The sequence below is a fragment of the Solwaraspora sp. WMMD937 genome (assembly GCF_029581175.1).
Lineage (GTDB): Bacteria > Actinomycetota > Actinomycetes > Mycobacteriales > Micromonosporaceae > Micromonospora_E.
In genome coordinates this window covers 3,380,580-3,395,639 of the sequence record NZ_CP120738.1, presented here as the reverse complement: position 1 = coordinate 3,395,639, position 15,060 = coordinate 3,380,580, and the positions used below count along the sequence as shown (strand labels likewise).

Genomic DNA, 15,060 nt, shown 5'->3' with positions numbered 1-15,060 from the left:
CGTCGACGGGTCGGCGCAGCACCGGCGGTCACGGTCAGCGCAAGACCGGCGGCCAGCTCAGCGCAGCACCCGCCCACGCAGGATGATCCGCTCAGGTGCGCGGACCACCCGCAGGTCGGTACGCGGGTCCGCCGGATACACGACCAGGTCGGCGAGCCCGCCCTCGACCAGACCAGGGAAGCCGAGCCAGTCCCGGGCACCCCAGGAGGCGGCGGCCAGCACCGCCTCGGCCGGCATGCCCGCCTCGGTGTGCAGGGTGAGCATCTCGTCGGCGGCTCGGCCGTGGGCGATGCCACCACCGGCGTCGGTGCCGACGAAGATCGGTACGCCGGCTTCGTGCGCGGCGCGTACCACCTGGGGGAACCCGTCCCGCAGGCTGATCATGTGGGCGGCGTACCGGGGGAACTTCTCCCGGGCCCGGTCGGCGATCCCGCCGAACGTCGCGATGTTGATCATCGTCGGGATCAGCGCGGTCCGCTGGCGGGCCATCTCGTCGATCAGGTCAGGGCTCAGCCCGGTGCCGTGCTCGACCGAGTCGACCCCGGCCCGGACCAGGATCCGTACCGCCTCCTCGTCGAAGGTGTGCGCGGCGACCCGGGCGTTGACCCGGTGCGCGGTGGCGATGGCGTCGGTCATCGCCTCCGCCGACCAGGCCGGGGCGAGGTCCCCTGCGGACCGCTCGATCCAATCGCCGACCAGCTTGACCCAGCCGTTGCCCGCCCTGGCCTGCTCGGCCACCGTGTCAGACAACCGCTCCGCCGGCACCTCCACGCCGATGTCGCGCAGATAGCGCCGGGGCGGCGCGACGTGCCGGCCGGCGCGGGCCAGCCGGGGCAGATCCGGTTCGTCGTCGAGTTGCGGATACGGGAACGGGGACCCGGCGTCGCGCAGCGCCAGTACGCCGGCGTCCCGGTCGACGCCGGCCAGCCGGCGGGCGTCGTCGAGCGAGCCGATCGGCGTCCCGCCCCGGGCGATGCCGATGTGGCAGTGCGCGTCAACCAGGCCGGGCAGGATGAAGCCGCCGTCGACCACGGTGGTCGCGCCGGGCACCGGGCGCAGCGTCACCCGGTCGCCGACCAGCCACAGGTCCCGGGTCCGGTCCTCGGGCAGCACGACCCCGCGGACGTGCAGCGGCACGGGCGCGGGGTGGGCGGCGCTCAGCCTTTCTCCCGCTTGTTCAGCTTGTTGAAGTCGATCTTGGGAAGCTTGAAGCCGGGCGGCAGACCGTCGCCGCCACCCAGCGCGTTCGGGTCGAGGCCGGGCGGCAGCTGCGGCATCCCGCCCGGGAAGCCGGCCGGCACCCCGCCGCCGCCCCGCTGCCGGGCACCGCCGCCACGGTTGCCGCCCTTGCTCCCCTTGCGCTTGTTCTTCGGCGATTTGGTCGCCTTGCGCCGCCCGCCACCGGGCAGACCCATCATCCCGCCCATCTGCTTCATCATCTTCTGCGCCTCGGCGAAGCGGTTGAGCAGCTGGTTGACGTCCATCACGGTGACCCCGGAGCCGTTGGCGATCCGGGCCCGGCGCGACCCGTTGATGATCTTCGGGTTGGTCCGCTCCCCGGGCGTCATCGAGCGGATGATCGCGGTGACCTTGTCGAAGTGCTTGTCGTCGACCTCGGCCAGCTGGTCCTTCATCTGCCCCATGCCGGGCATCATGGCCAGCACGTTGGCGATCGGCCCCATCCGGCGCACCGCGATGAGCTGGTCGAGGAAGTCCTCCAGGGTGAACTGCTCGCCGCCCATCAGCTTGGCGGTCATCTTTTCTTTCTGATCGGCGTCGAAGGCCTGCTCGGCCTGCTCGATCAGAGTGAGCACGTCGCCCATGCCGAGGATCCGGCTGGCCATCCGGTCCGGGTGGAAGACGTCGAAGTCGGACAGCTTCTCCCCGGTGGAGGCGAACAGGATCGGTTCGCCGGTGACCTGCCGAACGGACAGCGCCGCACCACCGCGCGCGTCGCCGTCGAGCTTGGACAGCACCACGCCGGTGATGCCGACGCCGTCGCGGAACGCCTCGGCGGTGCGGACCGCGTCCTGCCCGACCATCGCGTCGATGACGAAGATGACCTCGTCCGGGTCGACCGCGTCGCGGATCGCGGCCGCCTGGGCCATCATTTCGGCGTCGATGCCGAGCCGGCCGGCGGTGTCGACGATGACGACGTCGCGCGCCGACCGGCGGGCGTGCTCGATCGACGCCTTGGCGACGGCCACCGGGTCGCCGACCCCGTTGCCTGGCTCCGGGGCGAACACCTCGACCCCGGCCCGCCCGCCGAGGACCTGCAACTGGCCGACCGCGTTCGGGCGTTGCAGGTCGGCGGCGACCAGCAGCGGCTGGTGCCCCTGCGCCTTGAGCCAGTTGGACAGTTTGCCGGCGAGGGTGGTCTTGCCGGAACCCTGCAGCCCGGCCAGCATGATCACCGTTGGCGGCTGCTTGGCGAACCGGAGCCGGCGCTGCTCGCCGCCGAGGACCCCGACCAACTCCTCGTGCACGATCTTGATGACCTGCTGGGCCGGGTTGAGCGCCTGGGAGACCTCGGAGCCGCGGGCGCGCTCCTTGACCCGGCCGATGAACGCCTTCACCACCGGCAGCGCAACGTCCGCCTCCAGCAGCGCCAGCCGGATCTCCCGGGCGGTCGCGTCGATGTCGGCGTCGGTGAGCCGACCCTTGCCCCGGAGCTTGCCGAAGATCCCGGACAGTCGATCACTCAAAGTGTCAAACACGACGCAACATCCTGTATGTCGATCCGGCAGGGCAACTCACGGCGGTGTCGGGACGGGACTCCGCCCGACCTGGCAAGCCTAGCCGCCGTCCGTACCGGCCGCTTCCGCCACTCCACCGCCCGCACCAGCCGACCGCTTCCGCCACTCCGGCATCCGGCTCCGCCGCTGCGCCGCCCGGTCATCCGGCGGCGGCCAGCACGGCGGCTTCGAGTCGGGCCCGCTCGGCGTCGTCCGGGCCGGCCCCCACCAGGTAGAAAGCGTCGACCACGTCGCCACCCAGGGTGGAGATCCGCGCCGCCCGCACCTGGGCGCCGGCCTCGTCGAGCGCGCTGGTCACCCGGTAGAGCAGGCCGGCCGAGTCGGCCGCCCGCAACTCCAGCACCACCGCGTCGGTGGCGGCCTCCCGGTGCCACACCACCCGGGGGTCGGCCCCGGCCCGGCGGGCGGCGAGTGCCCGGCCCCGTAGCCGCTGGGTGACCGAGACGTCACCGGTGACCGCCCGCCGCAGGTCGGCGGTGAGCGCGATGGTGTCCGGCGGGGTGCCGTACCGGGGCTGGACCCGGAACTCGACCAGCGCCCGCCCGTCGACCGTGGAGGCGTCGGCGGTCAGCACGTCCAGCCGGTGCAGGGCCAGGCAGCCGGCGACCGCGGCGAGCAGGCCGTGCCGGTCCGCGGCGGCCACCGCGACCCGGTCGTCACCGCCGATGTGTACGGCCGGTAGCGGACCCGCCACCAGTGCCGGATCGGGTCGCGGCGGCTCGGGAAGCACCCCGGTGTCCAGCGCGGTGTGCACCCGGCGGACCAGTTCGGCGATCAGCCGTCCCTTCCAGTCCGACCAGGCCGCCGGGCCGGTCGCCAGGGCGTCCGCGCGGGCCAGCCCGTGCAGCAGGCCGAGCGTGGTGGTATCGCCCACCGCAGCAGCGACCTGGGAGATCGTCACCGGATCGCTGAGGTCACGCCGGGTGGCCACCTCCGGCAGCAGCAGATGCAGCCGGACCAGCTTGTCGATCATGTTGACGTCGTCCGGCGGCAGCCCGACCCGGGCGGCGATCCGCGCCGCCACCGGGGCGCCGACCGTACTGTGGTCGCCGGGCAGCCCTTTGCCCACGTCGTGCAGGAAGGCGCCGAGCAGCAGCAGGTCGGGCCGGTCCACCTCGCGGGTGAACGCGGTCGCCTCCTGTGCCGCCTGAACCAGGTGCCGGTCCAGGGTGAACCGGTGCACCGGGTTGTGCTGCGGCAGGCTGCGCATCCGGGGCCACTCCGGCAGCCAGCCGTCGACCAGCCCGTACCGGTCGCAGGTCTCCCAGGTGGGCACCAGACCGGGACCGGCGCCGAGCAGGGTGATCAGCGCGGCCCGGGCCGCGTCCGGCCATGGCGCGGGCAGCGGCGGGCAGTACGCGGCGAGCCACTCGCAGGTCGCCCGGGCGATCGGTAGCCGGCTGGCGGCGGCGGCTGCGGCGACCCGCAGCGACAGGCTGGGGTCCGGGCGGGCCCCGATCGCGGTCCGGGCGAGGACCAGCTCACCGTCGTGCTCGACGACGTCGCGGGCCACCGGACGACGCACCGGCGGGCCGCCGCCGCGCCGCCGGCCTGAGCGCAGCCGGTCGGCGCTGCGCCAGGCGTCGTCGAGGGCGTGGGTGATGGTGCGGGCATCGGAGGCGACCCGGCGCAGCAGGGTGTCCGGGTCGTCCAGGTCGAGCAGCCCGGCGACGGTGGCGCGCTCCTGGGCCACCAGCCGGTCCACCCGCCGGCCGACGGCGACGTGCAGCGCGTCGCGGGTGTCCAGCAGCCGCAGGTGGGCCGCGCGGGCGGCCGGACGCATGCTGTCGGCGATGCCGGCCAGGGCGATGCCGCGCAGGATGCCGACGTCGCGCAGCCCGCCGGCGGCCTCCTTCAGATCGCCTTCCAGCAGGAAGGCCAGCTCGCCGTGGGTACGCCAGCGGGCCTCGGTGACCTCGCGCAGCGCCGGCAGCTGGCGGACGGCGGTGCGCCGCCACTGGTCGGTCGCGGCGGACTGCAGCTCGGCGGTGAGCTCCCGGTCGCCGGCGACGTGCCGGGCGTCGAGCAGGCCGAGCGCGACCTTGACGTCGTCGTGGGCGACGGAAAGCGCCTCCGGCAGGGTACGCACCGAGTGGTCCAGCCCGAGGCGGGCGTCCCAGATCGGGTACCAGATGCGGGCGGCGATCTCGTCCATGCCGGCGACGCCACGATGGAGCAGCACCAGGTCGAGATCGCTGTACGGGGAGCACTGCAGCCGGCCGAGTCCGCCGACCGCCACCAGGGCGATACCGGTCAGCCCGGCCGGCATCAGCGAGGTAAGCCAGACATCGAGTGCCGCCGCCCGGTCCACGCGGGCGGCGGCACCGATGCCGTCGGACAGCGACGGGCCGGGGCCGGCCGCGTGGCGCTGCCGGACCCCGACTCCGTCGGTCATGGGTTCTCCCTACCGGTTCGGTGGGCTCGCCGGCTCAGAGCGCGTCGAGACCGCGCTCACCGGTGCGGACCCGGATGACGTCCTCGACGGCCGTCACCCAGACCTTGCCGTCGCCGATCTTTCCGGTACGGGCCGCCGTCACGACCGCGTCGACGACCTTCTCGACGTCGATCTCGTCGGTCAGCACCTCGATCCGGATCTTCGGCAGGAACTCGACGGTGTACTCGGCACCCCGGTACACCTCGGTGTGGCCCTTCTGGCGTCCGTACCCCTGGACCTCGCTCACGGTCAGGCCGGCGACGCCGAGGGCGTGCAGGGCCTCCTTGACCGCGTCGAGCTGGTACGGCTTGATGACCGCGGTCACCAGCTTCATGTCTAACCCCTCCATCAGGGAACGTTAACCGGCGACCTTCTCGCTGACCGGTGCGGACTCGCCCGAACCGGCGGGCGCCTTCCCGATGCCGGCGGCGGCGAACCCGCCACCCGAGGTGCTACCGAACTCGTAGGCACTCTCCGCGTGCTCGGCGGTGTCGATGCCCTCGACCTCGGCGTCGGCGCTGGCCCGGAAGCCGATGGTCTTCTCGATCGCGAAGCCGATGATGTAGGCGACGACGAACGAGTAGACCAGCACCGCGACCACACCGAGCGCCTGCAGACCGAGCAGGTCGATGCCACCGCCGTAGATGAGTCCGGCGTTGCCCTCTCCGGCCAGCACCTCGACGGCCAGGAAGCCGATCAGCAGCGAACCGATGATGCCGCCGATCATGTGCACGGCGACCACGTCGAGCGAGTCGTCGTACCCGAGCTTGTACTTGAGGCCGACCGCCAGGGCGCAGACCACACCGGCGATGATGCCGAGCGCGATCGCCCCGAGCGGCTCCAGGAAGGCACAGGCCGGGGTGATGGCGACCAGACCGGCGATCGCACCGGAGGCGGCGCCGAGGGTGGTCGGCTTGCCGTCGCGGAACCACTCGACGACGATCCAGCCCAGTACGGCGGCCGCGGTGGCCACCTGGGTGTTGATGAAGGCGACCGCGGCGGCACCGTCGGCGGCGACCGCCGAGCCGGCGTTGAAGCCGAACCAGCCGAACCACAGCAGGCCGGCGCCGAGCAGGACCATCGGCAGGTTGTGCGGCTTGAACTTGTCCTTCGGCCAGCCGACCCGCTTGCCGAGCACCAGGGCCAGCGCGAGTGCCGCAGCACCGGCGTTGATGTGCACCGCGGTACCACCGGCGAAGTCGAGGACGCCGAGCTCGAAGATCCAGCCACCGCCCCACACCCAGTGCGCGACCGGGAAGTAGACCAGGGTGGCCCACAGGCCGGCGAAGAGCAGCCAGGCGCCGAACTTCGCCCGGTCCGCGATCGCACCGCTGATCAGTGCGACGGTGATGATCGCGAACATCATCTGGAAGACGACGAACAGCAGGTCCGGGATGCCGCCCTCGGAGCCCGACTCGAGCATGCCGCGCAGGCCGGCCATGGAGAGGTCACCGGTGACGCCGCCGACGTCGGTGCCGAAGGCGATGCTGTAGCCGTAGAAGACCCACAGCAGGCTGACCAGGCCGATCGCGCCGAAGCTCATCATCATCATGTTGAGCACGGACTTGGACCGCGTCATGCCACCATAGAACAGCGCCAATCCGGGCGTCATGAGCAACACCAGGGCGGCTGAAGTCAAAATCCAGGCGGTGGCACCAGAATCTAGTTCCGGCACGCTGCCTCCTCTCAGTTGGAAACATAACCGGCTCCAAGAGGCAGCATCGCCCGCTCGCCGGTTGCGCGAAGCTTGCTGGGCAGCTGTTTCACGCAGGGTGCCCGTGCCGTTTCCAACACGTGACGGGTTGTTTCCAACATGTGAAGAACACTTCACTATCGCCAGATCAGGCAGGGTCATATCAACCGAATAGCCACCGCCGGCTGTCCGGAAGACGACAGAACTCCTCACCCGTCCCCGGACCGCTGCCGCCCCGGCCCGCCGCCGGTCAGCGCAACGCGTACTCCAGGATGTGCCGTTCGTAGTCGAGCAGCCGCAGGTCCCGCATCGGCCGACGGAGATGGCCCTTGTGCACGATCCGGACGAACGCCGGATCTCCGGCGGCGGCCATCCGCCGGATTCCCTCCACATGGTCGACGACCCGCTTACGGATGGTCCGGACCAACCGGTGCCGGTCGCGGGGGATCAGCCCGTACGCGTCGGCGAACAGCCGCAGCCGGCGCGGCCGGTCCGGATGCCGCCAGCCCAGCGTGTAGGAGTCCCGGTCGGAAAAGAGCGGCACCCAGGTCCACGCGGCGTACGCGACGTCGTAGATCCGCGCCCCCGGCGACGCCAGGTCGAAGTCGATCAGGGCGAGGGTGCCGTCCGGACGCCAGATCACGTTGTGCGGAGCCGCGTCGTGGTGGCAGATCACCTCGGTGTCCGGCGGCGGCGGGCCGAACGAACGCCAGACCGCGCTACGCGGCGGATTGAACCCGTACTGGGCGTCGTGGAACATCCGCAACATCGTCGCGACGGTGACCAGCGCCTCGTCGCTTACCCAGTGCGGCGCCAGCGGATACTCGCCGCACTCCCCCTCGACGTAGGAGAGGACCTCGCGATTGCGTTCGTCCATGCCGAGAGCCCGGGGCGAGCCGGTGAACCCGACATACTCCAGATGCCGCAGCAGCGCGTGCACCGAGGGCGTCCACGGGCCGACGTTGCGCCGGACGGTGTCTCCGACCCGCACCACGGTGCTGACGTTGCCGCCACGCAGTGGGATTTCCTGCTGGGTCACGTACGGTCTCCCGAGACGTGGCTCCTGATTGCGGTACGTCACCCGAGGCTACGCATCCATTCCACGTGGATCGGCGCCCATCAGGGCGTCGACGAACTGCGCCGGATCGAACGGGGCGAGGTCGTCCGGACCTTCGCCAAGACCGACCAGTTTGACCGGAATGCCGAGCTTGCGCTGCACCGCGATGACGATACCGCCCTTGGCGGTGCCGTCGAGTTTGGTCAGCACCACCCCGGTCACCTCCACCGCCTCAGTGAACACCCGGGCCTGCTCCAACCCATTCTGCCCGGTGGTGGCATCCAGCACGAGCAGTGTCTCGTGCACCGGACCATGCTTGCTCACCACCCGCTTGACCTTGCCGAGCTCGTCCATCAGGCCGATCTTGTTCTGCAACCGGCCGGCTGTGTCGATCAACACCGCGTCGACCTTGGTGTCGATGCCCCGCTTCACCGCGTCGAAGGCGACGCTGGCCGGGTCCGCACCCTCCGGGCCGCGGACCACCTCGGCGCCGACCCGGGAGGCCCAGGTGGTCAGCTGGTCGGCAGCGGCGGCGCGGAACGTGTCGGCGGCACCCAGCAGCACGGTACGGCCGTCGGCGACCAGCACCCGGGCGATCTTGCCGCAGGTGGTGGTCTTGCCGGCCCCGTTGACCCCGACGACCAGCACCACGCTCGGCTCGCCGCCGGTGTTCAACGCCCGGTCGAGCTGCGGGTCCAGCGCGGCGACCAGCTCCTCGGTGAGCAGCGTACGCAGTTCGGTGGCGCTGCGGGTGCCGAGGACCCGGGTACGCTCCCGCAGCCGGTCGACGATCTCCCGGGTCGGCTCGATGCCGACGTCCGCCGTGATCAGGCTCTCCTCGATCTCCTCCCAGACCTCCTCGTCCAGCCGGTCCCGGGAGAGCAGGTTCAGCAGCCCCTTGCCGAGCAGGCCCTGCGACCGGGACAGCCGGGTCCGCAGCCGGACCAGCCGCCCGGCCGTGGGCTCCGGACGTTCCAGGGTCGGCGGAACCGGCGCCACCGGCTCTGCGGGTGCCTGCTCCGGTTCGGCCGGTGGCGCGACCGGACGTTCCTCGACCGCGACGCCGACCGGACGCTCGCCGTCGGCGTCGGCCGATGGGCGCTCCTGCGGCTGCTCGCCGCCGAGCGGGGTCGGCGGTGCCGGCGGCAGCGGAGGCTGCCGGCGCAACCGGGGCACCACCAGCCCCAGACCGGCGATCAGCAGCACACCGAGCAGGATCGCGGCGAGGACGAGGTAATCCATGCGGAAATCCTGACAGATGGCCGCGACCGCGTCCCGCCCACCGCACCCATCGGTGACACCCACCCCCCGGTACAGTGTCGCCGGCCGGCGACCAACCCCCGCGGACAGTGTCGCCGGCCGGCGATCACAGCCCTCAGGAACAGGTCGGGGAACTGGGTGACGGGCCTGCATGCGGGGTACAAAGGAGGCCGTCCCGCGTCCCTGGCGAAAGGTCGACCATGTCTGCACACCAGCCCGGCAGGGACCACCGGTGACCGACGGCACAACCGCCGGTGGACCGGACCCGCAGCTCCGACCGGCGGCCGGCCCCCGGCTACTGATCGGGCCGTTGCTGCGGCGGGTGGTCGGCGGGCAGGCCACCGTCTGGGTGGAGACCGACGCCCCGGCCACGGTACGGGTCGCGACGACGGGCACGGCGGGCGGTTCGGCCCGCACCTTCAGCGCGTTCGGGCACCACTACGCGCTCGTGGTGGTCGACGGGCTGGCCCCCGGCTCCAGCCACCGCTACGAGGTCTTCCTCGACGACCGGCGGGTCTGGCCGGAGCCGGACTCGCCGTACCCGGGCAGTGTGATCCGGACCCGGCGGGCCGACGACGACGCCCAGCCGGTGCGGCTGATCTTCGGATCCTGCCGGGAGACCACCCAGCACTCCACCGCCCGACGGTTGCCGCCGGACGCGCTCGACGCGTACGCCCGGCGGCTGGCCGGCCTGGACCCGGCCGGCGGCGACTGGCCCGACCTGCTGCTCCTGCTCGGCGATCAGGTGTACGCCGACGAGACGTCGCCGGTGATCCGACGGTTCCTGCGGCGGCGGCGCCGGCATCGTGGGCTGCTGCCCGGCGCCCCAGCCGACCAGGTGGTCAGCTTCCCCGAGTACACCCGGCTGTACCTGGAGTCGTGGCGGGACCCGGAGATCCGCTGGTTGCTGTCGACCGTTCCCAGCGTGATGATCTTCGACGACCACGAGGTGATCGACGACTGGAACACGTCGGCCGCCTGGCGGGCGCGGATGCGCGGCGAGCCCTGGTGGCCGGAGCGAATCAGCAGCGGACTCGCCTCCTACTGGGTCTACCAGCACCTGGGCAACCTGGCCCCGGACGAGGTCGCCGCCGACCCGGTGTTCCGGGCAGTCACCGCCGCCGACGACGCCACCGATGTGCTGCGCGAATTCGGCGCCCGGGTGGACGCCGAGGCGGACGTCGCGCACGACCCGCAGCGCTGGTCGCAGGTGCAGTACCAGTGGAGCTTCTCGCTGGACGTCGGCCGGACCCGGGTGATCGTGCTGGACAACCGGTGCAGCCGGGTACTGCGGCCGGGGGCACGCAGCATGTTGCCGGCCGGTGAGTGGGCCTGGTTCACCGACCGGGCCCACGGCCGCTACGACCATCTGGTGGTCGGCGCGTCGCTGCCCTGGCTGATGCCGCCCGGCATCCACCACCTCGAGTCGTGGAACGAACGGCTGGCCGAGTCGCCCCGGCGGTGGGTCGCGGCGTCGTCGGAGTGGCTGCGCCAGGTCCTGGACCTGGAGCACTGGGCCGCGTTCCGGCGCTCCTTCGACGACCTCGGGCAACTGTTCGCCCGGGTCGGCGCGGGGCCGGCTGCCGCCGACGGGACGCAACCGGACCGGGTCGGCGCCGGGCCGGGCCATCCGCCGCCGGCTTCGATCAGCATGCTCTCCGGCGACGTGCACCACTCGTACGTGGCGCAGGCCGTGCTGCCTGGGCGGTTACGCACCCCGGTGCACCAGCTCACCTGCTCACCGATCCACAATCAGGTGCCGGCGCTGATGCGGCCGTTGATGCGGTTGGGCTGGTGGCGAGGGCCGACGGCGGCGCTACGGGCGCTGGCCCGCTCCGCCGGACTGCCAAGGCCGTCGGTGCGCTGGCGCAAGCTGGACGGCCCGTACTTCGGCAACGCGGTCAGCACGCTGCTGCACGACGGCGCGACGGCCGAGGTGACGCTGGAGGGCACGACGACCGACGGCGCGCTACGTGAGGTGGCCCGTCGCCGGCTCACCGACTCGGCGGCGGCGCAGCCGACGCCGAGTCGGTCGGCACCGCTGACTCGTCGGCCGACTTGAGCCGCTGACTGATCACCTGGGTGACACCGTTGCGCATGGTGACCCCGTACAGCGCGTCGGCGACCTCCATGGTCCGCTTCTGGTGGGTGATGATGATCAGCTGGCTGCGGTCCCGCAGCTGGGCCATCAGGGTGATCAACCGGCCGAGGTTGACGTCGTCCAGCGCCGCCTCCACCTCGTCCATGATGTAGAACGGGCTGGGCCGGGCCCGGAAGATGGCTACCAGCATGGCGACGGCGGTCAGCGACCGCTCCCCGCCGGACAGCAGCGACAGCCGCTTGATCTTCTTGCCCGGTGGCCGGGCCTCCACCTCCACCCCGGTGGTCAGCAGGTCGTCCGGGTCGGTGAGCACCAGACGCCCCTCGCCACCCGGGAACAGCACGGTGAACACCTGCTCGAACTCGCGCGCCGTGTCGGCGTACGCGCTGGAGAAGACCTCGAGGATCCGGTCGTCCACGTCCGCGACGACGGTGAGCAGGTCCTTGCGGGTCGCCTTCAGGTCCTCCAACTGGTCGGAGAGGAACTTGTACCGCTCCTCCAGCGCGGCGAACTCCTCCAACGCCAGCGGGTTGACCTTGCCGAGCAGGGCCAGCTCCCGTTCCGCCTTCGCCGACCGCTTCTCCTGGGTGGCCCGGTCGAACGGCACCGGCTGCGGTTCCGGTTTGCCGTCGGCGGCGGCCGCCGCCAGCTGGGCCTGGGTGGGCGGCACCGGCTGGTGCGGGCCGTACTCGGCGAGCAGGGTCTCCACGTCCAGCGAGAAGTCCTCGGCCGCCTTCGCCTCCAGCTGCTCGATGCGCAGCCGCTGCTCGGCGCGGGCCACCTCGTCGCGGTGCACGGCGCTGGTCAGCCGCTCCAGCTCGGCCCCGAGCCGCTTTGCCGCGCCGCGTACCTCCTGCAGCTCGGCCTCCCGCGCGGCGCGGGCGCTGGCGATCTCGTCACGGGCGGCGGCCGCGTCGACCATCGAGTCGGCCAGCCTGGTCAGCGCGAAGCGGGCCCCGGCGGTGACCGCGCGGGCGATCTGCGCGCCCCGGGCCCGGGCGGCCCGGCGGGCGGCGGCGCGTTCCCGCGCGGCCCGCTCGGCCGCCGCCTGCCGCAGCAGCGAGTCCGCCCGGCCGGCGATCGACGACACCCGCTCCTCGGCGGTACGGACGGCGAGTCGGACCTCCATCTCGTTCTGCCGGGCACCGGGCAGCATCGCGGCGAGTTCGTCCCGTTCGGCGGTCGACGGCTCCTCGTCGATCGGGGTCGCCTCGGCCAGCCGGAGCCGCTCCTCCAGCTCCTCCAGCGTGGCCAGGTCGCGGTCCCGGGCCTCGGCGGCCTTGTCCCGGGAGGCGCCGAGCCGCTCCGCCTCGGCCCGGGCCGACCTGGCCGCGGCGCCGAGTTCGGCGAGCCGGCGGGCGGCCGCGTTACGTTGCCCCTCCGCCTGTCGACGCTCGGCGGCGGCCTGTGCGACCTGCTCCTTGAGGCCGGCCGCCGCCTCCCGAGCGGTGTCGAGCTGCCCGCGCAGCTCGGCGACGGTGGCTTCGGCGGTGAGCCGGTTGCTGCGGGCCTCCTCGACCGCCGCCTGTACCTCGATGAAGCTGGGGGCCTTGGCGGATCCGCCGGCGGCGGCGTAGGCGCCGACGATGTCGCCGTCCGGGGTGACCGCCCGCAGCTGCGGATGGTCGGCGACGGCCGCAGTGGCCGCCGCGAGGTCGCCGACCAGGATCACGTCCCGCAGCGCCCGGTGCAGCGCCGGCCGGAGCTCATCGGGGCAGCTGACCGCGTCCGGTGCCCAGGTCGCCCCAGGCGGCATCGCCGGCCGCAGGGTGTCCGGCGGGCCGATCATTCCCGGCCCGGCGGGTCCGGCGACCAGCAGGCTGGCCCGGCCGGAATCCTGGATCTTGAGCAGCCGCATCGCCTCGGCCGCCTCGTCGATGCCGGTGACCGCCACCGCGTCGGCGAGACCGCCCAGCGCGGCGGCCAGCGCCGCCTCGTGTCCGGGCGCGACGGTGAGCAGGCCGGCCAGACTGCCCAGCAGGCCGGGCACCTGATCGGCCCGGGCCAGCAGCGCCCCGGCACCGTCGCCCCGGCGCAGCCCCATCGCCAGCGCGTCCTCCCGCGCCTGCCAGGTGGCGGCCTCCTTCTCGGCCCGGCGCTCGGCGTCGGACAACTGCCGTACCTGGGCGGCGGCGGCGTCGTGCGCGGTGACCGCCTCGGCGTGCCGGGCGTCCAGGTCGGCGTTGTCCCGGTCGGCCTCGGTGGACAGTTCGGCGGCCGCGTCCAGGTCCTGCTGGGCCTGGTCGGCGCGGGCCTGTGCGTCGGCGTGCGCGGCGGTGAGCCGGGAGATCTCGTCGGCGGCGCTGGAGGTGCGGGCGCGCGCCGAGTTGACCTGGCCGGCCAGCCGGGCCAGCCCTTCCCGCCGGTCGGCGATCGCCTTGGCGGCGGCGACCAGCGCCCGTTCGGCCTGGGCCAGCTGCGCCTCCAGCTGCTGGCGGCCCTCCACCGCCTCGGCGAGGCGGATCTGGTCCTCGGTCAACGCGGCCCGCAGCTCCTCCTCCTGCTCGCGGACCCGGTGCGCCTCGTCGGTGAGCTGGTCCGGGTCACGCCCGGGTCGTTCGTCGTCGGGCACGCCGGACAGGTGCCGCAGCCGTTCACCGGCCAGCTGCTCGGTCGACCGGAAGCGTTCCTGCAGGGCGGCGAGCTTGTACCAGGTGTCCTGGGCGGCGGCGAGCAGCGGCGCGTCCTCGGCCAGCGCCGACTCCAGCTCGGCCAGCCGGGACTGTACCTCGGCGTGTTCGGACTCCACCTCGGTACGACGCTGCCGCAGTGCCGTCTCGTCGGCGATCTCCTTGTCGAGGGTGGTCCGCAGGGTGGTCAGGTCGTCGGCGAGCAGCCGCAGCCGGGCGTCGCGCAGGTCGGCCTGGATCCCGGCGGCCCGGCGGGCCACCTCGGCCTGCCGGCCCAGCGGTTTGAGCTGGCGGCGCAGCTCGCCGGTGAGGTCGGTCAGCCGGTCCAGGTTGGTCTGCATCGCGGTCAGCTTGCGCAGCGCCTTTTCCTTGCGCTTGCGGTGCTTGAGCACCCCGGCGGCCTCTTCGATGAAGGCCCGCCGGTCCTCCGGCTTGGCGTGCAGTACGGCGTCGAGCTGGCCCTGGCCGACAATGACGTGCATCTCCCGGCCGATGCCGGAGTCGGAGAGCAGTTCCTGGATGTCGAGCAGCCGGCAGTGGTTGCCGTTGATCTCGTACTCGCTCTCGCCGGAGCGGAACATCCGGCGGGTGATCGACACCTCGGTGTACTCGATCGGTAACGCGCCGTCGGTGTTGTCGATGGTCAACGTGACCTCGGCCCGGCCGAGCGGGGCCCGGCCGGCGGTGCCGGCGAAGATGACGTCCTCCATCTTGCCGCCCCGCAACGCCTTCGCGCCCTGCTCGCCGAGGACCCAGGCGATGGCGTCGACGACGTTGGACTTGCCGGAGCCGTTCGGGCCGACCACGCAGGTGATCCCGGGCTCCAGCTTCAGGGTGGTGGCGGAGGCGAAGGACTTGAAGCCCTTCACCGTCAGACTCTTGAGATGCACGGTCCGATTCCTCGTCCGACGGGTCGCCGTGCGGCCGTCAGTGCTGGTCAGTACGGCACAGGCTAACCCGTCGGTCGGACGGTCACCGGATCCGACGCGGCTGGGACACCGTGACCGGGTCTGAGAGGGGGCCGCAGACGGACGGGACGGGAACCGCGCCACGGACGGGGCCGGACAAAAAGCTGCGCGCCGGCACTTGAGTGTCGGCGCGCGGGATGCGTGCGATCAGCGGTACGTAC

General features: G+C 72.6%; 9 protein-coding genes. 1 reads left to right on the top strand and 8 read right to left on the bottom strand.

Annotated features, from left to right (window positions below; all coding sequences use genetic code 11):
- Nucleotides 1–57 precede the first annotated feature (57 nt).
- From O7621_RS14795 to ftsY, 7 genes are all read right to left on the bottom strand, one after another.
- Nucleotides 58–1,137, bottom strand: coding sequence for an amidohydrolase family protein (locus tag O7621_RS14795; RefSeq protein WP_282229814.1), 1,080 nt, complete (start codon nucleotides 1,135–1,137; stop codon nucleotides 58–60).
- Between the two features lie 20 nt (nucleotides 1,138–1,157).
- Nucleotides 1,158–2,717: a signal recognition particle protein gene (gene ffh, locus O7621_RS14790; RefSeq protein WP_282229813.1), complete on the bottom strand. Its 1,560-nt coding sequence runs from the start codon at nucleotides 2,715–2,717 to the stop codon at nucleotides 1,158–1,160.
- A gap of 178 nt (nucleotides 2,718–2,895) precedes the next feature.
- On the bottom strand, nucleotides 2,896–5,151 hold the full coding sequence (locus O7621_RS14785) for a [protein-PII] uridylyltransferase (protein ID WP_282229812.1): 2,256 nt from the start codon (nucleotides 5,149–5,151) through the stop codon (nucleotides 2,896–2,898).
- A 34-nt stretch (nucleotides 5,152–5,185) separates the two neighbouring features.
- The gene (locus O7621_RS14780) at nucleotides 5,186–5,524 is read right to left on the bottom strand and encodes a P-II family nitrogen regulator (RefSeq protein WP_199757473.1); all 339 of its coding nucleotides are present in this window, start codon (nucleotides 5,522–5,524) and stop codon (nucleotides 5,186–5,188) included.
- A gap of 24 nt (nucleotides 5,525–5,548) precedes the next feature.
- Entirely contained in the window at nucleotides 5,549–6,802 is a 1,254-nt protein-coding gene (locus O7621_RS14775; protein WP_282229811.1) for an ammonium transporter, read from the bottom strand.
- Between the two features lie 331 nt (nucleotides 6,803–7,133).
- Nucleotides 7,134–7,964, bottom strand: a complete 831-nt coding sequence (locus tag O7621_RS14770) for an aminoglycoside phosphotransferase family protein (RefSeq protein WP_199757471.1) — start codon at nucleotides 7,962–7,964, stop codon at nucleotides 7,134–7,136.
- A 6-nt stretch (nucleotides 7,965–7,970) separates the two neighbouring features.
- Nucleotides 7,971–9,182: a signal recognition particle-docking protein FtsY gene (ftsY, locus tag O7621_RS14765; protein WP_282229810.1), complete on the bottom strand. Its 1,212-nt coding sequence runs from the start codon at nucleotides 9,180–9,182 to the stop codon at nucleotides 7,971–7,973.
- Nucleotides 9,183–9,432: 250 nt separating this feature from the next.
- Here ftsY and O7621_RS14760 point away from each other — a divergent pair, with 250 nt between their 5' ends.
- The gene (locus O7621_RS14760; RefSeq protein WP_282229809.1) at nucleotides 9,433–11,262 is read left to right on the top strand and encodes an alkaline phosphatase D family protein; all 1,830 of its coding nucleotides are present in this window, start codon (nucleotides 9,433–9,435) and stop codon (nucleotides 11,260–11,262) included.
- On the opposite strand, the gene smc is transcribed toward O7621_RS14760, so the two are convergent.
- Nucleotides 11,195–14,821, bottom strand: a complete 3,627-nt coding sequence (smc, locus tag O7621_RS14755) for a chromosome segregation protein SMC (protein ID WP_282229808.1) — start codon at nucleotides 14,819–14,821, stop codon at nucleotides 11,195–11,197. The two genes, O7621_RS14760 and smc, sit on opposite strands and share 68 nt — an antisense overlap.
- Nucleotides 14,822–15,060 lie beyond the last annotated feature (239 nt).